Origin of the sequence: Amycolatopsis sp. NPDC059235 (genome assembly GCF_042754125.1) — a bacterium.
In the GTDB taxonomy this organism is placed as follows: domain Bacteria; phylum Actinomycetota; class Actinomycetes; order Mycobacteriales; family Pseudonocardiaceae; genus Amycolatopsis; species Amycolatopsis albidoflava.
Genome location: NZ_JBHZAG010000046.1, coordinates 1 through 25,134 on the forward strand (window position 1 = coordinate 1; position 25,134 = coordinate 25,134).

Consider the following 25,134-nt stretch of genomic DNA (forward strand, 5'->3'; position numbering starts at 1 on the left):
TCTACGTCACGCACTTATTTGTGGTCTTTTTTTATAAAAACAACCTATCGCGGGGGGCGCTCGTTCAAATACCCCCCCACCCCCCCGGCTCTCGTTCACAGCAAAAGAACTCAATGACGGCCGAGGGCCGAGACCAGGCCGCGGTACAGCCAGTACATCGGCTTCGGGGTGTAGTCGTCGGTCATCAGGCCGAAGTTGTCGAACGGGCTGGGGGAGCCGGTGACGTCGTCGCGCAGGTCGAACATCTCGTAGCTGGCCACGTTTTCCGTGACGCGGTCCTGGTTGATCGCGAGGATTTCCGTGGTGAGCGCGCGGGCCTGGCCGGCGGGCGTGCGCTCGGCGGTGTGCGTCGCCCAGCCGTTCTCCGACACGCGGATCGGCACGTCGCGGCCGAGGCCGGCGATCGGCATCTCCTGGGTGCGGACGTTGTGCAGGGTCTGGTGGACGAATCCGGCGAGGTCGGCCTGCGGCGGGATGCCGGGCAGCCCGGCGTCCGGGTAGAGGTCGATGCCGACGAAACCGACCGAGCGGCTGAACTCCGCGCCGCCGAGTTGCGCGAGGTGCTGCCAGAACTGGGTGAACGGCTTGGTGAAGGCGACCTCGTCGAAGCCGATCTGCAGCCGGTCGAACCCGTCGCGGTCGGCCGTCTTCTTGCCGGCGATCACACCCTGCACCAGGGCGGTGTCGCCGTTCGGCTGGGGCAACACGTTCTGTTCGAGGGTCACCGAGATCGTGTCGGCGACCGGGCCGTAGCGGTGCACCGTGTTCTCCACGCAGGTCTGCCATTCCGGCATGCTTTCGCCGGAGTAGCTGAGCACCACGTCCAGCCGGCGGCCCGGGGCGAGGTACTGCGTTTCGTCGTCGGGGAAGGCGCTGCCGCAGCCGCGGTAGTCGCGCAGCAGGAACGGCTGGCGTCCGGATTGCAGCTGCGCCAGCGCTTTCCGGATCTTCGCCGGATTGTCGGGTTTGCCGGTGGTCGAACCGCCTCCCGCGTATCCGCCCGGGTAGATGCCGAAGGTCAGGGGCGAGGTCGTGGCGTCGGCGGCGGCAGGGGCGAGCACGGAGAATCCCGCGACGAGGGCGGCGGCCGCGGCAGCGGTCCGGATCTTGTTCATGGGATCGAGTATTGCGGCGCACCGGGAACGGACCCGATGACGGATGTCATCTTCCGGCCGGGGTATTCGTCAGCAGTCTCGGAAAAGTTCCTTCGGGCGGGCAAGGCTCTGCGGCGCGCGGCGGGGCCAGGACGGGGCCGGGGCCGATAACGACCGGTTCTTCGCTGCCGAGGGCGGCGTCGAAGACGGCGGGATCCCAACGGCCCCACGCGATCGACACGGCTGGCAGGCCTTTCGCACGCCGGTGTACGGCGAGGGCGTCGAGGAACCGGCTGGCGGCGGCGTAGTTCGCTTGTCCGGCTTCGCCGAGCGCTCCAGCGACGGAGGAGAAAAGCACGAACGCCGACAACGGCAGGTGTTTGGTGGCTTCGTGGAGGATCCAGGCGGAGTCGGCTTTCGCGCGCAGCACCGGGTCGAGGCGTTCGGGGGCCTGCTCCGCGAGAACAGCGTCGTCGAAGACGGCGGCACAGTGGATCACGGCGGTCAGCGGCGGGTTGCAGGAAGCGATGAGGCTTTCGACCTGCCCCGGGGCGGCGACGTCGATGGCTGCGATGCGGACGTCCGCGTCGAGGTTCTGGAGATGCTCGGCGTTGGGCGCGGCGGGGCCGCTGCGGCTCGCCAACACGAGGTGCCGGACGCTGTGCTCGGTGACGAGGTGTTCGGCCAGCAGCGCACCGATTCTGCCGGTGCCGCCGGTGATGAGGACGGTGCCCGACGGAGCGATGGGCCGGGCGGTTCGGACTGTGGCCGGGCGGATCCGGAAGGCGTGCGGGACTCCGTTGCGGAGGGCGAGCTGGGGTTCTGTGTTGCCGCCGACGAGGTCGAGGATCTCGGCGACGGGCGTCGGTGCGTCGAGATCGACGGCGGTGATCTCGCCTGGGTATTCGGCGGCTGCCGCGACGACCAAACCCCAGACCGCAGCGTTCACCGGGCCGGATCCAGCGGTGGTGACGACGAGCCGGTCTTCGCGGTTCTGCAGTGCGCGCAGGGTGTGGGCGGTGAGGGAGTGGAGGTCGGTGCTGGCCGGGATTTCGAGGATTTCGGCTGCGCCGGGCTTGGCCGGGACCGGGACCCACTCAGGGCGGTAAAGGATGGTTTCGGCGGGCAGGTCGACCTGCCGGGCGCCGCTGCCGGAGAAGACCGCGTTCCAGGCGACCGGGATGCCCGCGGTGTACAGCCGCCCGACCTCGGCGAGGAGGTCTTGAACGGAGGCCGGCGTGAGGTCCAGGACGAGGCTGGTGTCGTCCCAGGGCTGCTTGGTCACCCGGGCGACCGCCTCGGGGTAGAGACCCCAGGATTCCAGCAGACGGCACAGCGCGGCCTGGAAAGCGAAGAGACGGTCGTGGTAGTCGCCGAACATCGCGTCGAAGGTCTCGGCGAACAGCGGAAACCGTTGTAAGAACTCGGTTTCCCTGCCGGGCGGGAGTTCGGTGCCGCGGGAGACGAAGGTCAGCCGGGGTTGTCCAGACACCGGTTGCCCGGCCGTTTCGCCGCTCGCGACTGCTTCCAGGGCCGCTCGATCCCCAGCCGGGACCAGGACGCGGTGCGCCAGCGGAGCGCGGGTCGCGAGGCTGTAGGCGAGGTCGAGGTCGGACGCTGTGCTGTCGAGAAGGCCCGCGGCGAGGGCGCGCAGGGCGACGCTGTCGGTCGCGCTGAGCAGCCAGGGTGGCGCGGGGAAGTCCGTGCTGGCGGCGGGTTCGGGCATGGGAGTCTCTTCCGGAGGGACGTGCGCGGGAACGGATCGAGGAATGCCGGGCCGTCGAAGCGGAAGAGCGGTGCGATTCCGGTGGGCTGTCCGCTGCGGAGAAGCGGGATGGCGCTGGAATCAGCCGCGATTTCCGGAACAGCCGTGGACTCGAATCCGGTCCGCGGGCGCACCCTGGCGTCGGCGAGGGTGCACGCGGTCCGCCCGGCGAACGGCGGCCGGACCGCGTCGGCTCTGTGTCCTGGCACTCCTCGACATATACCGCCCTCAGGCCGGGCTGGGCGGCGGGTTTCCCGTTTGGTCCCCGTTCCGTGCACTCGGTGCCTCCGCCGCTGCTCGGCGGGCAACAATTGCCGCGACCCGCGTGCACGTTTCGTCCGGGTCGAGGTGTTCGGTGTCCAGCACTGTGCACTGTGGACGGAGCGGGAGGTACTCCGCGACGTGGTCGTGGATCCGGTCGAGCAGCACCGGCCCGCCCAATTCGGCCATCGCGTCGGCGGCCGCGTGGTCGCCGCGCGCGGCGAACCGGGCCTTCGCCTGCGGCCGAGGCGCGGCGAGCATGATCTCGACGTACTCGCCACCGGCCGCGCGGGCTGCCTCCTCGAACCGCTCGGCCTGCTCGATGCGCGTGACCAACTGCGGCATGACCACGTCGTGCCCGGCCCGCAGATGGGTTTCCGCCATGGCGAGCGCGAGCCGGCGCGCGGCGGGCAGCGTGTCCCAGAACGCGGTCCGCCAGCCGCCGATCATCGTCACCACCTGGTCGGCCTCCAGGGCGAGCACGCCGGGGTGGAGATCGGCGTAGCGCCGCGCGACGGTGGACTTCCCGATGCCGGACGGGCCGTTGAGGTGGATCAGCCGGGCCATCCGGCCGAGCCTAGCGGTCGAGCGGATGCCAGCGGCCGTCGCGGACGTGCCCGAAGACGACGTCGGCGAAGTGGTTCCCGAAGCCGATCGTGCCGGGCTCGGCGAGTTCGGCGACGAGCTTCCGGCGGTGGCTGGCGGCCTCGACCCGATCGTGGTCGTACACGCAGGACCAGTCGGGATTTTCGATCTGCACCGGGGAATGGGCCGCGTCGCCGAACGCGATCAGCCGCTGCCCGCCGGCCGCGATGACGTACTCGGAGTGTCCTGGAGTGTGCCCGGCCGCGAAGCGAACCTGCACGCCGGGAAACACCTCCTCGCCGTCTTGGACCGTGCGGACCTGCGGGGCCAGCGCATCGATCTCTGCGGACGCTTCGCGCTGCGCCCATTCTGGCTCCGGCACCAGAAATTCGGCCTGGGTGAACGCGGTGGGCTGCGATGCCCAGCCGATGTGGTCCGAGTGCAAGTGCGTCAACGCCACTGCCTCGATGTCTTCCGGCTTTCGCCCGAGCGCAGCCAGATTGTCGGGCAGTGCGCCTCCGTACAGGAGGCCGTTCGGTGCGCCCGGCTCGGCGGGCACCGACTGCGGCCCGAATCCGGCGTCGATCAGCAACGCCCGGTCGTCGCGTTCCACGAGGAGACCGCCGATGCTGGCGACGAGGTAGCCGTCGTCGTCCAAGTACTCCAGGCGCTCGGCCCAGGTCTCGGCAGTGCTGTCGGGCAGCCACAGCCGCGGATTTCCTTGCGCAGCCCCGTCCGGCACAAAGGACACCTTCGTCTCGCCCAGGTGCATGGTCTGGAGCAGCGCGGGCTGGCGCAGTCGGTCGTCGAGCACGGTTTCGTTCCCTTCCCTCGGTCTTCTCCGACCATAAGCATCAAGCTAAAAACATTCAAGCTTTAAATATGCTGACTTGATGGAGTTGCTAGGATGGCGTCATGACGGAACCTCAGGCGATCGCCGAACGAGAGCTGTGCGGCCTGGTGAACGGGCTGGCGCAGCAGATCGCCGACCACGTCCGCGAGCGCGCCGTGACGCTGGGGCTGACCGCCGCGCAGGCGACCGCGCTGCGCGAGCTGACCGGCCCGATGACCATGCGCGAACTCGCTGAGCGGATGAGCTGCGAGCCGTCGAACGCCACGTTCGTCGTCGACAAGCTGGAGAAACAAGGCCTGATCGAGCGTCGCGCGCACCCGACCGACCGGCGCGCCAAGCATCTCGTCCTGACCGCGGACGGCGCGGCGTTGCGGGAGCGGCTGCTCGAACTGCTGACCCGGGACTCGCCGCTGGCCGGGCTCAATCCGAAGGAACAGCGGGTGCTGCGGGGGCTTCTGGAGCAAGCGATCGTGCCGGGCGCAGGCCGTCGAGGATGATGCGGAGATTCCGCCGCCACTGGTCGTCGCCCGGGACGAGTCCGATCGTGTGGCCGGGCGGGATCGCGGTGGCGAGGGCGAACGGGACGTCCCGCCAGTCGAGGTCGGCGCGGAGCACGCCTGCTTTTTGGGCGCGCTGAACGAGTTGCCGCATCGCTCGCCGCAGCCGGGTGATGCGCGGCTCCAGGTCAAGCCGTTCGCCGCGGCCGGACAGCGCGTCGTGCAGTCCGCAGCTGGACGCGCGTAGCTGGACGTAGCTTTCGGCGAACTCGGCGAATCCCTGCCACGCGTCGGGGGAGTCGAGGGCGTGTGCGGCGCGGTCGGTCATCTCGTCGATGGTGTCGGCGAGGATCGCCGCCAGAAGGGCGTCCAGCGACGGCACGCGCCGATACAGCGTGCCGAGGCCGACGCCCGCGCGCTGCGCGATGTCGCGCGTCGTGACCGCGAGCCCGAGTTCGTTCAGTGCCTCGCGGGTGGCCGCAACCAGCCGCTCGACGTTGCGTTGGGCGTCCGCGCGCGGTTGGCCTCGGGCGAGCAGTGCTGCGACGGCGGAGTCCGGCATTCCCGCAGTCTAAACCAAGCGGGTCACGCTGTTCCGTTTCTGGTAGCTTGACGGAAGCGGAACACCTTGACCCGCTTACTGGAGGTGGGGACTTGACCAAGCCGATCGGCGTCGGAATCCTCGGCGCGAACCCGGACCGGGGCTGGGCCGGGCGGGCGCACATTCCCGCGATCGCCGCGTCGCCCGACTTCTCTCTCGCCGCGGTCGCGACGACTCGCCCCAGCAGTGCGGAAGAAGCTCGCACCCGCTTCGGCGCGCGGCACGCCTTCACCGATGCCCGAAGTCTTGCCGAGCATCCGGACGTTGACCTGGTTGTCGTCACGGTGAAAGTGCCCGCGCATGTGGAGCTGGTGACGGCCGCGCTGGAGGCGGGCAAACACGTCTACTGCGAGTGGCCGTTGACGACGACCGCAGACGAAGCCGCCGCGCTAGCGGCCGCGGGGGAGCGGGCCGGGGTGCACACGGCGGTGGGTCTGCAGGCGCGGTTCTCGCCGGCCATCCGCCGAGCCCGGGAGATGATCGCCGAGATCGGCACGGTGCAGTCCGCGACCGTGTACAGCTCGCGCAGCAAGGGAAACACGCGTGACGTCCCTGGCTGGACGGCTTACACCTACGACCGTCGGGCCGGGGCGGGGCTGGTCGAAGTCCTCGGCGGGCACACGCTGGATCTGGTGCAGCACCTGCTCGGGCCGATCCGGGAGCTGACCGCCAGGACCGCGATCAGCAACGGCTCGCATCGCGTCGCCGAGACGGGGGAGCCGATCGAGGTCACGGCTCCGGACCATTTCCTAGCGCACGCCGAGCTCGACGGCGGGGCAGTGGTGTCCGTCCATCTGCACGACGGGGAAGCGGCGACACCCCGGACGCGGATCGAGATCCTGGGCGCCGAAGGGAATCTCGCGCTGACTTCCGCACCGGAGACCGATCCGTGGGCGGCGCAGCTGCAGATCGGCAGGCTGGAGTTGCGCTTGTCGCGCCCGGAGAGTCCGGAGTGGACGGTGGTTCCGGTGAGCGAGGCCGGCGAATCGCCGATCCAGGCGGCGAACGTGGGCCGGGTCTACGAACAGCTGGCGGCGGATCTTCGCGACGGCACGCGGACGGTGCCCGACTTCGGCGTCGCCCGCCGGCTGCACGAACTACTCTCAACTGTATAACGACCTATACGGCGGGCGATCTGTAAAGACAGCACCGTCGCGAGACGCCTCAGCGAACCCGCTACTTCAGACCTCGCAGAGACGTCAAGAACGAACGATGGCCGCCCCGGAACCGGGGCGGCCATCGCGGAAAACGAACCTCAGATCAGGCCCAGCTTGCGGACCGCGTCGCGCTCCTCGGCCAGTTCGGCCACGGAGGCGTCGATGCGCGGGCGGGAGAACTCGTCGATCTCCAGGCCCTGCACGATCTCGTACTTGCCGTCCTTCGCGGTGACCGGGAAGGAGGAGATGAGGCCTTCCGGGACGCCGTAGGAGCCGTCGGAGACGACGCCGGCCGAGGTCCAGTCGCCCTCGGCGGTGCCGTTGACCCAGGTGTAGACGTGGTCGATCGCGGCCGATGCGGCGGACGCGGCCGAGGAGAGGCCGCGGGCCTCGATGATCGCGGCGCCGCGCTTGGCGACGGTCGGGATGAAGGTGTCGGCGAGCCACGCCTGGTCGTTGATGGTCTCGGCGACGTTCTTGCCGTTGACCTCGGCGTGCTGCACCGACGGGTACTGCGTGGCCGAGTGGTTGCCCCAGATCGCGACCTTCTTCAGGTCGGTCACGGCCACGTTCAGCTTCTTGGCCAGCTGGGCCAGCGCGCGGTTGTGGTCGAGGCGGGTCATCGCGGTGAAGCGCTCGGCGGGCACGTCGGGGGCGTGCGACTGGGCGATCAGGGCGTTGGTGTTGGCCGGGTTGCCGACCACCAGCACGCGGATGTCGTCGGCCGCGCCGGCGTTGATCGCCTCGCCCTGGGGCTTGAAGATGCCGCCGTTGGCCTCGAGCAGGTCGCCGCGCTCCATGCCCTTGCTGCGGGGGCGGGCCCCGACCAGGAGGCCGATGTTCGTGCCGGAGAAGGCCTGCTTCGGGTCGTCGAAGATGTCGATGCCGGCCAGCAGCGGGAACGCGCCGTCGTCCAGTTCCATCGCGGTGCCCTCAGCCGCCTTGACCGCCTGGGGGATCTCCAGGAGCCGCAGCTTCACCGGGGTGTCGGCGCCGAGCAGCTGACCGGACGCGATGCGGAACAGCAGCGCGTAGCCGATCTGGCCGGCCGCACCGGTGACGGTGACGTTGACAGGGGCTTGGGTCATTGCGCTTCTCCAGCTTGAGACGACTTTGGCTAGTACCGAGGATGCTAGCCCTACCGGCGGGCGCCGTCCGGGTGCGTCCAGTCACGGTAGTCAAGGTCACGTTCGCGGGCCGGTGCGAGCTGTCTGTCATCCGCCTTAAGTCGCGCGCCGAAGGGCGTAACTTAAGATCACGATCTCGTTGCGGGCGGCGCGGACCCGATGCCGCGGAGTTCGGTAGCGGAGCCCGTGGTGGGCTGTGGTGCGGGCGCGAGCCGCCGAATCGCGCCGGAAGCCAGGGCCGGCGCGCAGTGCGGGGCGAGGCTTGAACTGTCCCAATTGCCCCGGTTTTCGGGCGTATTTTCGCCGGGTTGTCCGGACCAGCCGGGTCCGGTGGTTCTGCGTCGTGTATTTTTCTATCTTTTTTGTTGATTCGTCAATTGTCCATAATAGCTTTTGTCAACGGTTTGTTAACACGTTGCTGTGCGCAGCTAAGCAGTTACGTTGCTCCATTCAGTGGGACTCGATGAGTAGTTCTCGCGCTACCCTGTCGAAACCCCCCACCCCCGGAAGTAATGGGAAGGAACCCATGCTTACCACAATGGCCGCTGCGCTTGTGGCGCTCTCCTCGACTATTACCCCGCATTCCTGGCCGCAGAATCCTCCGCCGGACAAAATTATCATCGACGTCGCGACCGTGAACGGGACCGGCTGCCCGCCGGACACGGCCGCGGTATCGGTTTCGGCGGACAACACGGCTTTCACCGTCACCTACAGCCAATACACCGCCCAGGTGGGCGTCGGCGCGCAGCCGACGGACTTCCGCAAGAACTGCCAGATCGGCCTTCGCGTGCACGTGCCGCAGGGCTTCACGTACGGAATCGCCTCGGCGGACTACCGCGGATTCGGGCACCTCGAAAAGGGTGCGTACGGCGTGGAACGCGCGAACTACTATTTCCAGGGAAATTCGCCGACCGCGTACGAGACGCATCGGCTGGACGGATTCTACGACAATGACTGGCAGTTCTCGGATCAGACTGACATCGACGCGATTATCTATGAACCGTGCGGCCAGGAACGCAACCTGAACATCAACACGGAATTGCGGGCGTACGCTGGCTCTTCGGACCCGGCAAAGACGACGAGCTTCCTGACGATGGACTCGACGGACGGCAGCGTCCAGACGGTTTACCACTTCGCCTGGAAGCAGTGCCCGTCAACTCGGTAGCTGTGCGGACTCGGGCCCGTGAGCGCTTCCTCGGACGCTCACGGGTCCGTCTGCGTCACGTTTTCCGTGAGCCTGCCCAGTAATGCGGCCAGTGTTGCGATCTCGTCGTCGGTGAACCCGCGGCGCATCCGCTTGTCGTGCGCGATCGCGGCGTCGGCGAGGCGGTGGAAGGTCCGTTCGCCGTATTCGGTCAGCTCGACCTGGTGCACGCGCCGGTTTTCCGGGTCGCGGGTGCGGGTGAGCAGGCCGGCGGTCTCCATGCCGTTGAGGTGGTGGGTGAGGGTCGCGCCCTGGATGCCGACGGCGTCGGCGAGTTCGCGCTGGCTGGCGTGCCGGCGGGTTTTGAGCGCGATGAGGATCTGCCAGACCGGTTGCGATCCGCCGACCTCGGCCAGTGCGCGGTCGAACGCCTGGCCCGCGGTCTTGGCGGTGCGGGCGAGGAGGACGCCGAGCGGCGGCGTGGCGGGTCGGGGCACGGGGAGACGGTACCGCAGGCTCGTCGAACTCTAACCGTTTGACGACGAACGATTAGATGTCTAACGTTTTTGGTGTCTCATCAACGGGCGCTGGAGGGCATCATGGACACCGCGGAGATCGCTGAACTGGGCAAACGCTGGGCCGCCGCCGAGGTCGCGGGCGACACGGACACGCTGGGCGGCATGGTCGCCGACGAATTCCGGCTCGTCGGGCCGCTCGGATTCGTGCTGGACCGGGCGCAGTGGCTGGGCCGCTACCAGTCCGGCGCGCTGGCGACGCTGCGGCTGGATTGGCGTGACGTCGAGGTGCGCGTGCACGGGGACACGGCGATCGCGATCGGCGTGCACGATCAGGAAGCGACTCATCAGGGGAACCGCGTCGACGGCACGTTCCGGGCGACGCATGTGCTTGTCCGCGACGAAGGCGGGTGGCGGATCGCGGGGATGCACCTCAGTCCGATGGGTGCGCCGCCTGCTTTTGCCCGCTGATCTGGGGGGTGGCAATGCGGGGTGCGCCGGGAGAGATGTGACGGAGCACTGCAATCTCGCGTCGTTGGGCGAAGTTTGCCTCGTTGAAGAGCCCCGCGGTGGGTGTGCCCGGAGGGGCGGTCCGTGGAGGGCACCTTCACGGACCGGCGGCGGCTGCCGCAGTGTTCGCTCGCTGCGGCAGCGGCTCCGGATCGGTGCGGGGTCAGGGTTTCCGCCACAGGTGCACGGTCGTGTCCGCTGTCGAACCGGACGTGGTGGCGAGAGTTTTGCCGTCCGGGCTGATTGCGAGGCTGAAGACTCCGGGGATACCGGCTCCGTCCTGCTTGCCGTCGAGGCCCCGGACCGTGACGGTGCCCGTCGCGATCGCGATGAGATGCTGGTCGTCCAGCCCGGGGATGGCGATGATGGCGAACGCCCCTTGCATTTCCCCGTTGCCGGGGTCCTGCGTGAGGGAAAAGGCCGGGCGGATCTCGTCGTGCGTGGCGGTGTCCCACTGCCGCACCTTCGGAGCCGAGCTGGCCGAGCCGCTGGCTGTGGCGATCAGCGTCCGGCTGTCGGGCCGGAAGGCGAGGCAGCAGAGTTGCTCGGTTTCGCTGAGGGCGATGGGGTTTCCCCGCATCCGGAGCGAAGCGGTGTCCCACAGGCCGAGCTGGCTGGGGTGGGCGGAGTGGCCGTCCCACTGGTAGACGGCGAGCGTGCGCCCGTCGGGGCTGAACTCCGAGTTCCGGAAAGCCTCCGGTGTTTCGACGCTGCCGATGCGGGTGCGGTCGGCGACTCGCCACAGTTCGAGCCGGCGCGGGGAGGTCATCGGCACCGCCGCGACGCTGCCGTCGGGGCTGAGGGCGGGCCAGCTGCCGTCGCGGTCGATGTTCTCGAGCACGAGGGGTGCACCGATTTCCCGGCCGGTTCGCGGATCCCAGGTTTGCGCCGTGAAGGTGTGGTCTTTGACCCTTGAGGCGACCAGGGCTATGCCGTCGGGGCGGAAAGCCGCGCCGGCATCGGTGGAGTCGGGGAAAGGGCCGAGGCGCGGGCCGACCGGTTTGCGGGTCACGACGTCGAGGACGTCGATAGTGAAGTCGGCGTTCGATGTCGCGAGGAGTCGGCCGTCGTGATTGAACCTGAGATATTGAGGGTGCTCGCGAGCGGTGAGGAATCCCGATTCGACCAGCGGCGGCTGGGGTGCGGGCGGGAGCGCTTCCGGTGCGGGCGTGTCCGGCCAGGCGAGCCAGGCGGCCAGTCCGGCGATCACCAGGGCGAGCGCGCCGATCAGGATTCCCCGGCGTGGCACCGGACGTCGCGGAGGCGTCGGGGTTTCCGAGACCTGGTAGATCACTGAGTCGTTCTGCGGTGCCGGCTGGCCGTCGAGGAACTGGGCCAGTTCGGCGGTGCGCTCGGCGATGAGCTTCTCGACAGCGGGCGGCCACGGCTCGGCCGACGGCCCGATTGCTTCGAGGAGTTCGGCGGCGGTGGGCCGGTCGGCCGGGTTTTCCGCGAGACACGGGCGGAGCGCCTCGGGAAGCGCGGACTGCGCGGCGAGGAGCGTGCCAAGCGCGAACAGGTCGTCGGCCGGGTCGTCGCCGGTTGCGCGGGCGATGAGCCTTGCTCCGCTGCTGGTGAGCCGGACGTGCGACGGTGTCAGTTGTCCGTGCGCGAGGCCGGCGCTGTGGAGCTGGGTCAAGTCGGCCGCGATTCCGGCGGCCAGCCGGAGCACCGCCGGTTCGGGCAGCGTGTCGCCCACGTCCCGCAGCGAGGGGCCGGGCACGAACTCTTGCGCCCACCAAGGCAGGGCCGCGTCCGGATCGGCCTCGAGCACCGCGCTCAACGCCGCGGCTTCGGCGGATTGCCGGTTCGCCAGCGTGAGCGAGACCAGCCGGTCGTCCGGCCCGCTGCCGAGCAGCACCCGGGTCGTCTCGTCCCGAGTCACCTCCGCGAGCACCCGGTACTGCCCGATCCAGAGCGGATCGTCGACGGCCGGTCTTCTCATCAGCTGCCTCCCCAGAAAGCTGTCCGAGAAGGAAGATCTTGCCAGCTGCGCGGCCGGGCCCGGTACGGGCGGGCAGAATTTCCCGCCGTCGCGGGCATTCCCGGGGCCGGGAGTGCTTGAATGCGATCATGGTCGCACTTCGCACTCTGGGCTCATCCGACCTCGCCGTCTCCCCGCTGTGCCTCGGCGGGAACGTGTTCGGCTGGACCGCCGACGAAACGGCGTCGTTCGCGGTGCTGGACGCCTACGCCGAGGCGGGCGGGAACTTCCTCGACACCGCCGATTCGTACATCTATCAGTTCCCGGGCAACGAGCCCGGGCAGTCCGAGACGATCATCGCCAGGTGGCTCGCCGCGCGCGGCAACCGGGACGACGTGGTGGTCGCGACGAAGGTCGGGGACAGCCCGCAGTTCAAGGGGCTCGCTCCGGCGAACATCAAGGCCGCGGCCGAGGAATCGCTGCGGCGGCTGGGGACCGACCGGATCGACCTGTACTACACGCATTTCGACGACGAGTCCGTTCCGGTCGGGGACATCGTCGCCGCGCTCGACGAGCTGGTGAAGGAAGGCAAGGTCCGCGCGATCGCGACGTCGAACATCAGCCCGGAACGGCTCGCCGCGTCGCTGGAGTTCTCCGACCGCGAGGGGCTGGCGAAGTATGTCGCGCTGCAGCCGAAGTACAACCTCGTCGCGCGAGAGTACGAGAGCGAGCGGCGGGGGATCGTGGAGCGGCACGGGCTGGCCTGCGTCCCGTATTTCGGTCTGGCGTCGGGGTTCCTGACCGGCAAGTACCGGCCCGGCCAGCAGGTGGACAACATCCGCAACATGCCCGGTCTCGCGGGCGGCTACGCGGACACCGAGCACGGCGTGAAGGTGCTGGCGGCGCTGGAAGAGGTCGCGAAGGCGCGCGGCGCGGAGATGGCGACGGTCGCGCTGGCCTGGCTCGCGCGGCAGCCGACGGTGGCCGCGCCGATCGCGTCCGCGCGCACGGTCGAGCAGGTTCCGGCGCTGGTCGCGATGCAGGACGTGGAGCTGAACGACGACGAGCTGCGGATCCTCGACGCCGCCTCCGCGTAGGTCAGCTGTGGCGCGGCGGGTCCTGTGCGCCGACGCCCAGCACGCGGCCGAGCGCGATGAGTCCCTCGTCGAGGTGGCTCATGCTGGACAGCACGGCGCGGGTTTCGGCCTCGTCGATCCGGTCGGCGACCGGGGTGCCGTCGTCGCGGACGAGCTTGCGCAGCCGCGTGCTTCCCGGGTTGCCGACCGCTTCGTGCACGAGGTCGACGTTCGCGATGATCCGGCCGGCGAACTGGTCCAATCGTTCCGAGACCGGGCCGGCGAGCTGGCCGGGCTGCGCGCGGGCGGCCACGTGCCGGGCGCGGAAGGCGATGCCCTCCAACGTGGTCAGGACGTGCCAGCCGTAGTCGCGGCGGGCGCTGCGCAGGTTGATCGGGTGGGTGAGCGGTTCGATCGTCAGCCGCACCTGCTCGACCGCCTTGTCCAGGTCGCGGGACATCTCGATGATGTTCACGTTCTCCCGGCCGGACAGCAGCGTCGCCGCGGATTCGACGAACTCGTGCAGTTCGTCCAGCGCGATCGCGATGTCGTCGAGCATCACCGCGCGGGTGCGGACCGGCAGCACCACCACGGCGGCGAGCAGCCCGCACGCCGCGCCGACCGCGGTTTCGGCGACGCGGATCCACAGCACTTCGATGCTGAACGTGCCGAGCAGGCTGTAGAGCAGGCCGAGCATGCTCGTCACGAAGAACGCCATCAGGAACTGCGAAACCCGCGCCGTGTAGACCATGCCGAAGACGCAGACCAGCAGCAGCGCGAGGATCGCCGGCGTGTTGCCGCTGACCAGCAGCGCGAGCGCGACGCCGCCGACGATCCCCAGCAGCGTCCCGCCGGTGCGGCGCATGCCTTTCACGAACCGCGCGCCCGCGCTGGACGTGCCGATGAACACGACGAACACCGTCAGCACCGCCCAATACCAGCGTTGCGGCGAGATCAGCTGCCCGGCCAGGACGGCGAGCCCACCGCCCAGCACGGCCTGGATCGCGCCGCGCGTCTGGTTGTCGTACGCGAACGCCTTGGTCGGTTCGTCTTCCTCGTCCTCTTCGACGGGGAAGTCCACTCCTTCCTGGAGGCTGGCGATGCGCTGCGCCCGGTCGTCCGCCACGGCCAGTTCGGCGATCGCGCGGCGGACTCCGTCGCCGGGGTGCGCACGTTCGTCGATCCGGCTGCCTTCCACGAGCATCCGGCTGTACTCGCCGGTCTGGCTGATCAGCGGCAGATCGCGCGGATCGCGTTCCATCAGCGACCGGAACCGGGACAGCCGCGCCACCAGATCGTCCGCGACGCCCTCGGGCAGCGGCTGCGAGCACGTCCGCCGCACGGTGATCACCAGCCACTGCACGGCCAGCTCCACCTCGATGACCCGGCGGCGCAGCTGGTCGGCGCGGCGGTCGTCGACCACGTCGGGCGCGTGGTCCTCGATCAGCAGGACCACCTCGTGCAGCCGTTCCACCGAGGTGCGGATCTGCCGGTTGCTGCGATCCGAACCGCCGGAGGAGATGTACGCCTCGGTCGCGCGCACCGCGGCGCCGAGCCGTGCGCGGAACGCCTGCCGGTAGCGGATCAGCTCGCTTTCGGCGTTGCGGCGCAAGAGAAGGAACCGCACGACCGCGTTCGCGGCTATGCCAATTGCCAGCGCGATCAGCAGGTGCGGCACCTGCGCGAGGTGCGCCTGCAGGAACATCGGGAAGAAGAACAGGAAGAACGCCATCGACCCGAGCGCGATGCCGCGCGCGCCGAACCGCTGCACGTACACCGCGACGAAGATCAGCAGCACGAACACGACGCTGTCGAGCGGCGCGTAGGCGGAGCCGAAACACGCGGCGGTGATCGACGCGGCCCCGACCACGAGCGCCAGCAGCAGCGTGACGGCCTGGCCGCCGCTGGTCGCGTCGTTGACGGTGAAAGCGCTCATCATCGCCGCGATGGCCGCGACGAGCGTGGTGGTGAGCGGGAAATGCAGCGGCTGCATCGCGAGGACCGCGATCACGATGCCGAGCACCGCCGACGCGGCGAGCCGGAGCCGGACGAGACCGGGGTCGGCGGCCGCCAGCCGGTCGAGGAAGGCGTTGCGTACGTCGGTGATCATCGGGCCAGCAGCTCCCACTGGGCGAGGGCGACATGCCGCCGGGTCGAGGCGCGGACCCGCAGCCGGTAGTGCCGGCACGCGGCAGGATCGGAGAGCGCGAACGGCCGGGTCTGGCGCCGCCAGCGGAACACTTCGCCGGAGCGTTCGTCCAGGGTCCGCCACTGGTGTCCGTCGTCGGAGCCTTCGAGCACCCAGTCCCGCGGATCGCCCGCGCCGGCGCCGGAGGTAAGCGTGTAGAGGACGACTTCGCGCGGTTCGCCTTCCGTGGTGAAGGCGATGGTGGGCCTGGGCGTGCGGAAGACGGCCTGGGTGCGGCTGGTGTTGTCGGTCAAAGCGGCGATCCCGGTGCCGGTCAGGTCGCTGAGCGGCGCGGGGGCGACCGGGGCGACCGGTTCTGCGCCCCAATCGCCGGGCTCGGCGCGGACGTCGAACTCCAGCACCGCGCCGCGCGCGAGGACCGCGTGCGCGAGGGTGGCCGAAGGGTGCGGTTCGCCGTCGACAGTCAGGCCGTGCACGTACGGCGTGTCGGCTTCGCTGTCGGCGCTCGCGGCGCGGGGTGCTCGGATCACCAGGTCCTTTCCGTTCTCGAGGTGCACGGTGGCGGAGCGGAACAGCGGCGCGCACACCGCGTACCGCGGGCTGCCGACGGTCAACGGGTAGAGACCGAGGGCGGTGAAGACATACCAGGCCGACATTTCGCCGTTGTCCTCGTCCCCGGGATAGCCCTGGCCGAGTTCGCTGCCGAGGTACAGCCGGCGCAGCACCTCGCGGACGGTGCGCTGCAGTTTCGCCTGCGCTCCGGCGAAGGCGTAGACGAACGGGATGTGGTGCGAGGGCTGGTTGGAATGCCCGTATTGGCCCATCCGCACGTCCCGGGCCTCGGTCATTTCGTGGATCCGGCCGCCCTGTCCGGTCTCCGGGGTCCGGAAGAACTCGTCCAGTTTCGCCTCGAGAGCTTTGCCGCCGCCGTGAAGTGCGGCCAGGCCGGGGCCGTCGTGCGGCACGGAGAACGCGGTGTTCCACGCGTTGGTCTCCACGTAATCCGGGCCCCACACCGTGGGGTCAAATCCTTCAGCCGAGTGCCGCCAGCCGCCGTCGAGAGCGCGGCCCTGGAAGAAGCCGATGCGTGCGTCGAAGTGGTTGGCGTAGTGCTGGGCGCGCTGGCGGAAGTAGACGGCGTTGTCGGCGAATCGGCGGGCTCGCGCGCCGTTGCTCTCGCGGGCGAGCGCGTCGGACAGATTGGCGAGGCCGAAGTCGTTGAGGCAGCCTTCGAGCGCCCAGGACAGGCCGCCGCGCGTCGAGGCCGGGGTGTAGCCGAGGAACGCGGAGCGGTCGAGTCCCTTGCGGCCGACGCCCGCGCGCGGCGGGGTGACAGTGGCGTTCTTGAGCGCTGCGTCGTAGGCGGCCTCGACGTCGAAGTTCGTGACGCCTTTCAGGTACGCGTCGGCGAACGCGACGTCGGAGCTGGTTCCGGTCATCAGGTCGGCGTAGCCGGGGGAGGACCAGCGGGCGATCCAGCCGCCTTCGCGGTACTGCTGCACGAAACCGTCGATCATCCGGCCGCACTGACGCGGCGCGAGCAGCGCGTACGCGGGCCAGACGGTGCGGTAGGTGTCCCAGAAGCCGTTGTTGACGTACAGCTCGCCGTCCACGACCTTCGCGCCGGTGCGCCGCCGCGTGCTCGGCCGGAAACTCCGCACGACCGGGCTCGCGTGCCGGATGCCGCGCGGCGTGTTCTCGTGCGCGACGTTCGGGTACAGGAACATGCGGTAGAGGCAGGAGTAGAAGGTGGTCAGCTCGTCCTCGGACGCGCCTTCCAGTTCGACCCGCCCGAGCACCTCCTGCCAGCGTTCCCGGGCGTTGTCTCGCACCTCGTCGAACGTCGTGCCCGCCGGGATTTCCAGCGTCAGGTTCCGTTTCGCCTGCGCGAGACTGATCAGCGACGTCGCGATCCGCAGCGTCACCTCCGGCGCGGCGAACTCCAGGCTCCCGGTCACCGTCCGCCAGAACGGCCGCCGGATCCGCCCGCCTCCGACCGGGCGTTGATCAGCCTCGGCGTACACGAACATCCGCCGCGCGCCGGTCGACAGTCCGCTCCGCACCCACGTGTGCCCGGCGACGACCCCGCGTTCGGCGTCGATCCGGAGACCGCCGCGGTTGCGGGCGTTGTCGAACAGCACCCAGCCACGGCCGTCGGGGAAGGCGAACCGGAACATCGCCGCGTGCTCGGACGGCGCGATCTCGGCGGTGATGCCGGTGCGAAACCGCACCCGGTAATGGTGCGGCCGGTCGGTCTCGTCGTCGTGGCCGAACGCCAGCGAACGCCGCACGCGGTCCGGCTCGACCGGGCCGGCGCCGGGCATCAGGTGGAAGGTGTGCCGGTCGCCCATCCACGGACTCGGCTGATGACTGAGCCCGAACGCCTGCAGCCGCGGCTCGTTCCGCGCGTCGTTGTGCCGATGGTAGGAGTAGAACCAGTTCAGCGCACGCGCGTCGGTGACTGGGGTCCAGAAGTTGAACCCGTGCGGGACCGCGGCGGCCGGGAAGGTGTTGCCGCGCGAGAACTCGCTGCTGGAATGCGTGCCGCGCGTCGTGCGGACCCAGTCGACCGGGTCGTTGTGCTGCGGCGGATGCTCGGCGATCCGGACGTCGTCTAGCCATCCGGTCGCGTCGGAGCCTGTCGCCAGCAGGATCCGCCGCACCCTTCGTCCCGCGAACGCTTTCAGCGGACGGCGCACCAGGTTCCACTGGTCGACGTAGAGTTTCTTCGGCTCGGGAGAGAACCCGGCGCGGCTGCCGTCGTCGAACTCGACGTCGAGCGCCACGTGCGTGCTGCGGTAGCTCGGGACCGGACCGTCGGAGGCGGGGAAGACCACATACGACAGTGCACTGTGGTCAGTGACCGGAACGTCCACCTCGAACAGCGTCACGGGCGGCCCGGCCTGGTAGCGCAAGGCTTTCGCCCCGGTGAACCCGACACCGGTCTTCGCGGTCGGCGACCGCCGCGGCCCGCTGTCCACCCGCGCCCCCGCGACCGGCTGCGGATCGCCCGCTTCGAACGAGGAGAAGAACGCAGCCGTGGTCACGGCCCCCACGGTAATCGCTCCCGCACCGGCGGTGCCGGATCAGCTCGCGGTGAGCCGGATCAACCCCGCGTCGGTGGACGTGAACCCGCAGGCTCCGAAGTAGAACGGGCGGAGATGCGGTTCGAAGTCCACGTGCAGCCACTCGCAGCCCGCGTCCCTCGCGGCGTCGCGCGCCCGGCGGACGAGTTCGGTGCCGATGCCGCGGTGCTGCCAGTCCGCGTGGACCTTCGGGTCGAGCAGGAACGCGTGGTCCGCGCCGTCCCAGGCCAGGTTCGCGAAGCCGACCAGTTCGGTGCCGTCGTGCGCGCTGACCCAGCCGAGGCTGTGCTGCTTCGCGCGGTCCCACCAGCCGGGTTCCGCGCTGCCGCCGTGGGCTTCGGTGAGGGTGACCAGTTGTGCGTCGGTGAGGGTGGCGCGCCAGGAGTAGTTGATCTTCATGGGCCGACGCTCCCACGGGGCCGGGCGCGGGAGCCAGCCAATAAGCTGGCACGGCGATGAAACACGTCAGAGTGGAAGCGACCGGGACGGGCAACTACCTCGATCCTCGCGCGTATCTCGGCCTGCTGCCCGGGCTCTCGGCCGAGCTTCCTCCCGGCGCGCGAGCATTCGCCGCCGACCCGGATCACTACAACTTCCACGGCGCGCGGTGCGTCAAGGATCTCGTGCTCGACACGATGCAGCGCGGAACCGCGGACGGCGAGGACTGACTGCAGCTCGGCTTCCGGCACGACTGCTGGAAACACGAAGAAGACCTGAGCATCCGCTACGTCGGGCTCAGCATCCTCACGCCCGACCCGGCCGACTGGACCGGCTTCGGCCCGGTCACGCTGGACGAAATCCTGCCCTGCGAACTCGGCTGCAGCCACGAGATCGGCTTCATTGGCGGATCCCTCACGGTCGTCAGCCGCGACTTGACGGCGACCTGGACCGACGCGGACTGCCCCGACAAGTAAGCCGATACGCCGCAGGCCAGGAACCCGGAACGAATCCGAGCCCCTGGCCTGCGGCTGTCTACCGGGAACCGATCAGAACTGTGCGCACTGCCCCGCGGAAGGCCCGCGAACAGTATTGGCGAGTTGATGATCCGTCGGGGCAGGGGAGTTGCCCGTACACGCCAGCGGCCCGCCCACAGTGCTGCTCGCGATCAACGGCCCCTGGTTCCCCGTCAGGTTCACCGGGCCCGAGATGTCCGTCAGCTCGATCGACACCGGCCCAGTGGATCCGGTGATCGACACCGGACCCGCCACCTTCGTCCGGTTCAGCACCACCTGCGCCGCACCGGCCGCTGACACCGGACCGGTGATCTGGCCGCCGCGCACGATCAGCGAAGCGCCGCGCGCCACGTTCACCGGGCCGGACACCGTGGCGCCGTTCAGACACACCACACCGCTCGACACGGTCAGCGGGTCGTTCTGCACGCCGGTCAGCGTTTTGCCGCACGAGGCGTCCGGGCGGCCCAGCAGTTCGAACTCCGCCAGCGTCGCCGGACCGCCGGTGGTCGCGGTGACCTCGAGCCGGTAGTAGGCGTAGTGCGCCGGGTTCTTCACCGCGAACGCCCGGGTCTGCTGCCGCCACTGGAAGGACTGGTCGGTCTGCTGATCGGCGACCGTCCAGTTCTTCCCGTCGTACGAACCCTTCAGCGTCCAGCTCTTCGCATCACCCGCACCAGTGCCGGAGGTGAGCGTGTAGTGCGTGACCGCCTCGTCCGTCGACTTCAGCTGGTACTGCACCGCACCCGTCACCTTCGCCTGCGTGCGCGAAGTGTTGTCCACCAACGCCGACGCGTCCGAACCGTCCGAAGTGGACAGCGTGCCCAGACCAGGGCCGGTCTCGTCGTGCAGCGGCGTCGGCACCGCGTCGCCCGTGGTGATCGACTTCGGCGCGTCGCCCGCACCAGTGCCCCACGTCGACGGGTTCGGGCCCATGTCGAAGTCGAGCGTGGCGCCGTGGGCGAGCACGTCGTGCGGCAGCGACGTCGACGTCCAGTTCTTCCCGTTGACCTTCAGACCCTGGACGTAGACGTTCTTCGCCGAGTTCTTCGGCGCGTTGATCACCAGGTCCCCGCCGGGCAGGTGCACGGTCGCCTTGGTGAACAGCGGCGACCCGATCGCGTAATCCGGGCTGCCCATCTGCAGCGGGTAGAAGCCCAGCGAACTGAACACGTACCACGCGGACATCTCGCCGTTGTCCTCGTCGCCCGCGTAGCCCTGGCCCAACTCGCTGCCGGTGTACAGCCGCGACACCGCTTCGCGCACCTTCGCCTGCGTCTTCGCCGGCTGACCCGCGTAGTCGTACATGTAGAGGATGTGGTGCGAGGGCTGGTTGGAGTGGCCGTACTGGCCCATCCGCACGTCCCGCGCCTCCCGCATTTCGTGGATCACGCCGCCGTAGCTGCCCGGGTAGTTCGCGGTCTCCTGGTCGGCGAAGAACTGGTCGAGCTTGGCGCCCAGCTTGTCCTTGCCGCCGTAGAGATTCGCCAGGCCCTGCCCGTCCTGCGGCACGGTGAAGGCCATGTTCCAGCCGTCGGTCTCGGTGTAGTCCCCGCCCCACTGGCGCGGATCGTAATCAGCCTTGGCCTTGGTGAACTTCCCGCTCGCGTCCTTGCCCTGGAAGAACCCGGTGCTCGGGTCGAACAGGTTCACGTACTGCTGCGCCCGGCTCGTGAAGTACTGGTAGTTCTCCAGGTACTCCGCCTTGCGCGGGTCGTTCGCCGCGGCCGTGTCGTACAGCTTCTTCGACAGGTTCGCGATGCCGAAGTCGTTGACGTAGCCCTCGATCGCCCACGAGAAGCCCTCGCCGGTCGAGTTCGGCGTGTAGCCCAGGAACTCCGACTGGTCCAGGCCCTTGCGGCCGACCGCCGAGTTCGGCGGCGTCACCGTGGCGTTCTTCAGCGCCGCGTCGTAGGCCGACTTGACGTCGAAGTTCGTCACGCCCTTCTGGTACGCGTCAGCGAACGCGACGTCCGAGCTCGTGCCGGTCATCAGGTCCGCGTAACCGGGGGAGGACCAGCGCGCGATCCAGCCGCCGTCGCGGTACTGCTGCACGAAACCGTCCACCATCTTGCCCGCCATGTCCGGCGTGAGCAGCGAATACGCCGGCCACGTCGTGCGGTAGGTGTCCCAGAACCCGTTGTTCACATAGGTCTGGCCGTCGACGATCTTCGACCCGGTCTGCGTCGCGGTGTCCGTGCCGGTCTTCGGCGACACCGGGCTCGCGTACTGGTACTTCGGCGCTTCCTTCGTGCCGACGTTCTCGAAACCCTCGTTCGGGTACAAGAACAACCGGTACAGGTTGGAGTACAGCGTCTCCATCTGGTCCTTCGACGCGCCCTGCACCTCGATCACGCCGAGTTGCTTGTCCCACGCCTGCTGCGCCGCGTCCCGCACCGCGTCGAACCCGGCGTTCGGGGCGATCTCCTGCTCCAGGTTTTTCTTCGCCTGGTCCACGCTGATCAGCGACGTCGCGATCCGCATCGTCACCGTCTTGTCCGCACCCGCGGCGAACCGCAGATACCCGGTCACGTTGTCCCGGTTCTGCCCGGTCAGCTTGCCGCCGGTGGTGACGGGCTTGTCGAACGTCGCGTACACGAACATCCGCCCGGCGCCCGCGGACAGCCCGCTCTTCGCGTCGGAGTACCCGCTGAGCGTGCCGTGCGCCGGGTCGAGCGTGAGCCCGCCGGAGTTGTTGACGTTGTCGAAGATCAGGCTGGAATCGTTGCCCGGGAAGGAGAACCGCATCATCGCCGCGTGATCCGCCGGCGCGATCTCGGTCTTGATGCCGTTCTGGAACGTGACGCCGTAGTAGTGCGCCCGCGCCACCTCGTTGTCGTGCGTGAACGGCAGCGCCCGCTTGTCGCGGTTCGCGTCCGGCACCCCGCTCGCCGCCGACGGCATCACCTGGAAGCTCTGCCGGTCGCCCATCCACGGGCTCGGCTCGTGGCTCACGCTGAACGCCTGCAATGCGGGAAGATTGTCCGCGTTGTTCTGCGAGTGGTAGTTGTACAGCCAGCTCGCCGAACCCGCGTCCGTCACCGGAGTCCAGAAGTTGAACCCGTGCGGCACCGCGGTCGCCGGGAAGTTGTTGCCCCGGGAGAACGTGCCGTTCGCCATCGTGCCGCGCGTGGTGAGCACGTTGTCGCTGGGCCGGGTGCTGGCCGGCGGCGTCGGCGTCGCGGAGATCTTCAGATCGTCCAGCCAGCCCGCGAACTGCGCCGGGCCGTTCGCGTTGTCGTAGCCGATCGCGATCCGGTCGATCGTCTTGCCCGCGGCGACCCGCCCGATCGCCGAACGCACCAGGTTCCACTGGTTCGCGTACAGGACCTTGCTCGCGCCCTGCCCCTCCGGCGTCAGCGGGAACCCGTACTGGTCGGTCGCGCCGAGATCGCGCAGATGCGTGCCGTCGGTGAAGTCGAGGTCGACCGCGACGTTCGTGCTCGGGTACTTCAGATCGCCCTCGACGAACTGTGGCTGCACCTTGTACGACAGCTCGGTCGTCCCGGTCACCGGGATGTCGACGTCGTAGACCTTGTTGTAGGAGTACCCGTGCCCGGCCTTGGGCTGGCTCCCGGAGTACCGGAACGCCTTCTTGCCGGTGAACCCGACCCGGTTCTTGTTGGTGTAGCCCGAATTCGGGCCCGAGTCCACCACGCTGCGCATGTTCGGCAGCGGCGGCGGGGCCGGATCGTCGTTGGCCAGCAGCAGCTCCGAGAACTGCATGATGTCGTCGCCGTGATTGCGCGTGACGTCCATCTGGTAGTACCGGTACGCGTCGCTCGGCGCGGACAGCTTGTAGTCGTTCTGCTGGAACCGCTTGTCGAACGACTGGCCCGACTGCTTGTCCAGATCGGTCCACTGCTGCCCGTCGTTCGAGCCGCGCAGTGTCCAGTCCTGCGGGTCGCGGCCGGGCGCGTCGTTGGCCGAGGACACCGCGTAGTGCGTGATCTTCGTCGGCTCCGACAACGTGAACGTCACCGACGCGGTCGGATCCCACGACAGCCACTTCGTGCCGGTGCTGCCGTCGATCAGGTTCGCGGCGACCTCGCCGCCGCCGGTGTTCTCGCTGGTCGCGCTGATGTCGGTGACCTTGCCCCGGATGTCGCCGGGGATCGCGGTCCCGTTCGCGCCGTCGACGCCCGAAGCCCGCGGCTTCCCGGCGGAATCGGTGTCGACGGCGTCCTGCGTCGGTTGCGGGTCGGTCGGCTCGAACGAAGAAACGAAGTCCGGCGGGGCGGCCTCGCCCGGCGCGGCACCGGCCGCGGCGGGCAGGACGACCAGGCCCGCCGCCGCCACGGCCGCGGCGAGCACGACGTGGAACGGTCTGGCGCTTCGGGGCATCATTGCTCCCAGTTCGTCAGGGGGGATCAGGGATCGGGACTCGGGGCCCCGGAAGCTCAACTCGCGGGTGACATCGATGTCAAGGCCGCCCCGCAAACCTGACCGGAAACGGACAACCGCCGGGCGCCACCGCTGCGGCAACCGGGTGGCGCCCGCACGGCCAGTCGAGCGCACCGGCGCCCGGGCCCGGCGGGTATAACAGAGTCCATGCCAGACGACGCCATCGATCCCGACGAGGAAGCCCGCCGCCGGGCCGGACTCGCACTCGCCAACGGTGACCCCACCGGGTGGTTCGAGCCCCTGTACGCGGCCGCGGAAGCCGGAGAGGCCGTCCTGCCGTGGTACCGCGGCAAGCCCTCGCCGGACCTCGCCGCCTGGATCGAGGGGCGGCCCGGCGCCGGCCGCCGCGCCCTCGTCGTCGGCTGCGGGATGGCCGACGACGCCGAACTCCTCGCCGCCTCCGGATACGAGACCTCCGCCTTCGACGTCTCGCCCAGCGCGATCAAAGCGGTGCTCAACCGCTTCCCGGACACCGTCGTCTCCTACCGCACCGCGGACCTGCTCACCCCGCCCGCGGAGTTCCATTACGCCTTCGACCTGGTCGTGGAGATCATGACCGTCCAGTCGATGCCCAAGGACGTCCACGACCCGGCCATCGCCTCGGTCTCCGGTTTCGTGGCCCCCGGTGGGACGCTCGTCGTCGGCGCGGTCGCCGAGGAAAGCATCGACCTCGACACCTGGGACGGGCCGCCGTGGCCGCTCAGCAAAGCCGAGGTCGAATCCTTCGGCCGCGACGGCGTCACCCTCGCCTCGCTGGAACGCGTTCGCGAGGACCGCTGGTGGGCGGAGTTCACCCGCTGATGTCCGAGGACCGTCCCGCGACAAGCCACGAACGCCAGGCAGGCCGTCCGTGGGACGAGTCCTATCAGGACGGTCCGGCCCCGTGGGACCTCGAACGCCCGCAACCGGCCATCGTCGAGCTCGCCGCCGAGGGCGCGTTCCGCGGCACGGTCCTCGACGCCGGATGCGGAACCGGCGAGAACGCGCTGCACCTCGCCGCGGCCGGACTGTCCATTGTGGGCATCGACATCGCGGAAACCGCGGTGGCGCAAGCGAAAGAGAAGGCTCGCGTCCGAGGTCTCTCCGCCGAGTTCGCGGTCGGCGACGCGTTCCGGCTGTCCACGCTGAACCGGATCTTCGACACAGTCCTCGACTGCGGGCTGTTTCACACCTTCGACGCCCAGGAACGCCAGACCTACGTCGCCAGCCTCGCGTCCGTCACCGAACCGGGCGCGAGGCTGCACGTCCTGTGCTTCCGCGACACGGACGGGGACGCCGGTCCGCACCCGGTCACGCGAGCCGAACTGGAAGCGCCTTTCCGGCGCGAAACCGGTTGGCAGCTCGAAACCCTGCGAGACAGCAAGATTGTCGCCAGGTTCGCGCCGGACGGTCTTCCAGCCTGGTTGGCGACCGTCCAGCGCGTCACTCCCTGAACC

20 protein-coding genes are annotated in these 25,134 nt (G+C 69.3%); 8 read left to right on the forward strand and 12 right to left on the reverse strand.

Features of this window, described 5'->3' with window-relative positions; translation table 11 throughout:
• Nucleotides 1-110: 110 nt before the first annotated feature.
• The 4 genes from ACFXI3_RS26690 to ACFXI3_RS26705 all read right to left on the reverse strand — a co-directional run bounded on the left by ACFXI3_RS26690 (nucleotide 111) and on the right by ACFXI3_RS26705 (nucleotide 4,519).
• Nucleotides 111-1,115 (reverse strand): hypothetical protein, encoded by a 1,005-nt coding sequence (locus ACFXI3_RS26690; RefSeq protein ID WP_378403056.1) that lies wholly within the window; start codon nucleotides 1,113-1,115, stop codon nucleotides 111-113.
• 46 nt (nucleotides 1,116-1,161) lie between these two features.
• On the reverse strand, nucleotides 1,162-2,820 hold the full coding sequence (locus ACFXI3_RS26695; protein WP_378403058.1) for an SDR family NAD(P)-dependent oxidoreductase: 1,659 nt from the start codon (nucleotides 2,818-2,820) through the stop codon (nucleotides 1,162-1,164).
• A 267-nt stretch (nucleotides 2,821-3,087) separates the two neighbouring features.
• Nucleotides 3,088-3,687, reverse strand: a complete 600-nt coding sequence (locus tag ACFXI3_RS26700) for an AAA family ATPase (protein ID WP_378403060.1) — start codon at nucleotides 3,685-3,687, stop codon at nucleotides 3,088-3,090.
• Nucleotides 3,688-3,697: 10 nt separating this feature from the next.
• A complete protein-coding gene (locus ACFXI3_RS26705; RefSeq protein ID WP_378403062.1) occupies nucleotides 3,698-4,519 on the reverse strand; it encodes an MBL fold metallo-hydrolase in 822 nt (273 codons plus the stop codon).
• Nucleotides 4,520-4,620: 101 nt separating this feature from the next.
• Here ACFXI3_RS26705 and ACFXI3_RS26710 point away from each other — a divergent pair, with 101 nt between their 5' ends.
• Nucleotides 4,621-5,055 (forward strand): MarR family winged helix-turn-helix transcriptional regulator, encoded by a 435-nt coding sequence (locus ACFXI3_RS26710; RefSeq protein ID WP_378403064.1) that lies wholly within the window; start codon nucleotides 4,621-4,623, stop codon nucleotides 5,053-5,055.
• Here the strand turns inward: ACFXI3_RS26710 and ACFXI3_RS26715 are convergent.
• Nucleotides 4,979-5,617 (reverse strand): TetR/AcrR family transcriptional regulator, encoded by a 639-nt coding sequence (locus ACFXI3_RS26715; RefSeq protein WP_378403066.1) that lies wholly within the window; start codon nucleotides 5,615-5,617, stop codon nucleotides 4,979-4,981. The two genes, ACFXI3_RS26710 and ACFXI3_RS26715, sit on opposite strands and share 77 nt — an antisense overlap.
• Nucleotides 5,618-5,709: 92 nt before the next feature.
• Here ACFXI3_RS26715 and ACFXI3_RS26720 point away from each other — a divergent pair, with 92 nt between their 5' ends.
• Nucleotides 5,710-6,771, forward strand: coding sequence for a Gfo/Idh/MocA family protein (locus ACFXI3_RS26720; protein ID WP_378403068.1), 1,062 nt, complete (start codon nucleotides 5,710-5,712; stop codon nucleotides 6,769-6,771).
• A 140-nt stretch (nucleotides 6,772-6,911) separates the two neighbouring features.
• On the opposite strand, the gene ACFXI3_RS26725 is transcribed toward ACFXI3_RS26720, so the two are convergent.
• On the reverse strand, nucleotides 6,912-7,901 hold the full coding sequence (locus ACFXI3_RS26725) for a malate dehydrogenase (RefSeq protein WP_370936952.1): 990 nt from the start codon (nucleotides 7,899-7,901) through the stop codon (nucleotides 6,912-6,914).
• Nucleotides 7,902-8,466: 565 nt separating this feature from the next.
• On the opposite strand from ACFXI3_RS26725, the gene ACFXI3_RS26730 reads away from it, so the two are divergent.
• A complete protein-coding gene (locus ACFXI3_RS26730; protein WP_378403069.1) occupies nucleotides 8,467-9,105 on the forward strand; it encodes a DUF4360 domain-containing protein in 639 nt (212 codons plus the stop codon).
• A gap of 38 nt (nucleotides 9,106-9,143) precedes the next feature.
• Here ACFXI3_RS26730 and ACFXI3_RS26735 read toward each other — a convergent pair whose 3' ends face one another.
• Nucleotides 9,144-9,581: a MarR family winged helix-turn-helix transcriptional regulator gene (locus ACFXI3_RS26735; protein WP_378403070.1), complete on the reverse strand. Its 438-nt coding sequence runs from the start codon at nucleotides 9,579-9,581 to the stop codon at nucleotides 9,144-9,146.
• Nucleotides 9,582-9,653: 72 nt separating this feature from the next.
• Between ACFXI3_RS26735 and ACFXI3_RS26740 the strand changes: the two genes are divergently transcribed.
• Nucleotides 9,654-10,070 (forward strand): nuclear transport factor 2 family protein, encoded by a 417-nt coding sequence (locus ACFXI3_RS26740; protein ID WP_378403071.1) that lies wholly within the window; start codon nucleotides 9,654-9,656, stop codon nucleotides 10,068-10,070.
• Between the two features lie 202 nt (nucleotides 10,071-10,272).
• Here ACFXI3_RS26740 and ACFXI3_RS26745 read toward each other — a convergent pair whose 3' ends face one another.
• Complete coding sequence (locus ACFXI3_RS26745; RefSeq protein WP_378403072.1) at nucleotides 10,273-12,054, reverse strand: hypothetical protein; 1,782 nt, start codon at nucleotides 12,052-12,054, stop codon at nucleotides 10,273-10,275.
• A gap of 128 nt (nucleotides 12,055-12,182) precedes the next feature.
• Between ACFXI3_RS26745 and ACFXI3_RS26750 the strand changes: the two genes are divergently transcribed.
• Nucleotides 12,183-13,130: an aldo/keto reductase gene (locus ACFXI3_RS26750; protein ID WP_378403074.1), complete on the forward strand. Its 948-nt coding sequence runs from the start codon at nucleotides 12,183-12,185 to the stop codon at nucleotides 13,128-13,130.
• Between the two features lies 1 nt (nucleotide 13,131).
• Here ACFXI3_RS26750 and ACFXI3_RS26755 read toward each other — a convergent pair whose 3' ends face one another.
• The 3 genes from ACFXI3_RS26755 to ACFXI3_RS26765 are packed head-to-tail and all read right to left on the reverse strand — an operon-like array spanning nucleotide 13,132 to nucleotide 18,743.
• The gene (locus tag ACFXI3_RS26755; protein ID WP_378403076.1) at nucleotides 13,132-15,219 is read right to left on the reverse strand and encodes an FUSC family protein; all 2,088 of its coding nucleotides are present in this window, start codon (nucleotides 15,217-15,219) and stop codon (nucleotides 13,132-13,134) included.
• Nucleotides 15,216-18,305, reverse strand: coding sequence for a GH92 family glycosyl hydrolase (locus tag ACFXI3_RS26760; RefSeq protein ID WP_378403078.1), 3,090 nt, complete (start codon nucleotides 18,303-18,305; stop codon nucleotides 15,216-15,218). The genes ACFXI3_RS26755 and ACFXI3_RS26760 overlap by 4 nt, the downstream gene beginning before the upstream one ends.
• 39 nt (nucleotides 18,306-18,344) lie before the next feature.
• Complete coding sequence (locus tag ACFXI3_RS26765; protein ID WP_378403080.1) at nucleotides 18,345-18,743, reverse strand: GNAT family N-acetyltransferase; 399 nt, start codon at nucleotides 18,741-18,743, stop codon at nucleotides 18,345-18,347.
• A gap of 56 nt (nucleotides 18,744-18,799) precedes the next feature.
• On the opposite strand from ACFXI3_RS26765, the gene ACFXI3_RS26770 reads away from it, so the two are divergent.
• Entirely contained in the window at nucleotides 18,800-19,012 is a 213-nt protein-coding gene (locus tag ACFXI3_RS26770; protein WP_378403082.1) for a hypothetical protein, read from the forward strand.
• A gap of 318 nt (nucleotides 19,013-19,330) precedes the next feature.
• Here ACFXI3_RS26770 and ACFXI3_RS26775 read toward each other — a convergent pair whose 3' ends face one another.
• The gene (locus ACFXI3_RS26775) at nucleotides 19,331-23,638 is read right to left on the reverse strand and encodes a GH92 family glycosyl hydrolase (protein ID WP_378403084.1); all 4,308 of its coding nucleotides are present in this window, start codon (nucleotides 23,636-23,638) and stop codon (nucleotides 19,331-19,333) included.
• A gap of 207 nt (nucleotides 23,639-23,845) precedes the next feature.
• Here ACFXI3_RS26775 and ACFXI3_RS26780 point away from each other — a divergent pair, with 207 nt between their 5' ends.
• Both ACFXI3_RS26780 and ACFXI3_RS26785 read left to right on the forward strand, forming a co-directional pair.
• Nucleotides 23,846-24,499 carry a class I SAM-dependent methyltransferase gene (locus tag ACFXI3_RS26780; RefSeq protein WP_378403086.1) on the forward strand — a complete coding sequence of 218 codons (654 nt, stop codon included), beginning with the start codon at nucleotides 23,846-23,848 and terminating at the stop codon, nucleotides 24,497-24,499.
• Nucleotides 24,499-25,131, forward strand: coding sequence for a class I SAM-dependent methyltransferase (locus ACFXI3_RS26785; protein ID WP_378403088.1), 633 nt, complete (start codon nucleotides 24,499-24,501; stop codon nucleotides 25,129-25,131). The genes ACFXI3_RS26780 and ACFXI3_RS26785 overlap by 1 nt, the downstream gene beginning before the upstream one ends.
• Nucleotides 25,132-25,134: the final 3 nt, after the last annotated feature.

Excerpts from the sequence above, each read along its gene's own strand:
- ACFXI3_RS26700 (WP_378403060.1), bottom strand. The coding sequence starts at position 3,687 with ATGGCCCGGCTGATCCACCTCAACGGCCCGTCCGGCATCGGGAAGTCC.
- ACFXI3_RS26745 (WP_378403072.1), bottom strand. The coding sequence starts at position 12,054 with ATGAGAAGACCGGCCGTCGACGATCCGCTCTGGATCGGGCAGTACCGG.
- ACFXI3_RS26725 (WP_370936952.1), bottom strand. The coding sequence starts at position 7,901 with ATGACCCAAGCCCCTGTCAACGTCACCGTCACCGGTGCGGCCGGCCAG.
- ACFXI3_RS26775 (WP_378403084.1), bottom strand. The coding sequence starts at position 23,638 with ATGCCCCGAAGCGCCAGACCGTTCCACGTCGTGCTCGCCGCGGCCGTG.
- ACFXI3_RS26710 (WP_378403064.1), top strand. The coding sequence starts at position 4,621 with ATGACGGAACCTCAGGCGATCGCCGAACGAGAGCTGTGCGGCCTGGTG.
- ACFXI3_RS26780 (WP_378403086.1), top strand. The coding sequence starts at position 23,846 with ATGCCAGACGACGCCATCGATCCCGACGAGGAAGCCCGCCGCCGGGCC.
- ACFXI3_RS26715 (WP_378403066.1), bottom strand. The coding sequence starts at position 5,617 with ATGCCGGACTCCGCCGTCGCAGCACTGCTCGCCCGAGGCCAACCGCGC.
- ACFXI3_RS26730 (WP_378403069.1), top strand. The coding sequence starts at position 8,467 with ATGCTTACCACAATGGCCGCTGCGCTTGTGGCGCTCTCCTCGACTATT.
- ACFXI3_RS26690 (WP_378403056.1), bottom strand. The coding sequence starts at position 1,115 with ATGAACAAGATCCGGACCGCTGCCGCGGCCGCCGCCCTCGTCGCGGGA.
- ACFXI3_RS26765 (WP_378403080.1), bottom strand. The coding sequence starts at position 18,743 with ATGAAGATCAACTACTCCTGGCGCGCCACCCTCACCGACGCACAACTG.
- ACFXI3_RS26755 (WP_378403076.1), bottom strand. The coding sequence starts at position 15,219 with ATGATCACCGACGTACGCAACGCCTTCCTCGACCGGCTGGCGGCCGCC.
- ACFXI3_RS26695 (WP_378403058.1), bottom strand. The coding sequence starts at position 2,820 with ATGCCCGAACCCGCCGCCAGCACGGACTTCCCCGCGCCACCCTGGCTG.
- ACFXI3_RS26785 (WP_378403088.1), top strand. The coding sequence starts at position 24,499 with ATGTCCGAGGACCGTCCCGCGACAAGCCACGAACGCCAGGCAGGCCGT.
- ACFXI3_RS26750 (WP_378403074.1), top strand. The coding sequence starts at position 12,183 with ATGGTCGCACTTCGCACTCTGGGCTCATCCGACCTCGCCGTCTCCCCG.
- ACFXI3_RS26770 (WP_378403082.1), top strand. The coding sequence starts at position 18,800 with ATGAAACACGTCAGAGTGGAAGCGACCGGGACGGGCAACTACCTCGAT.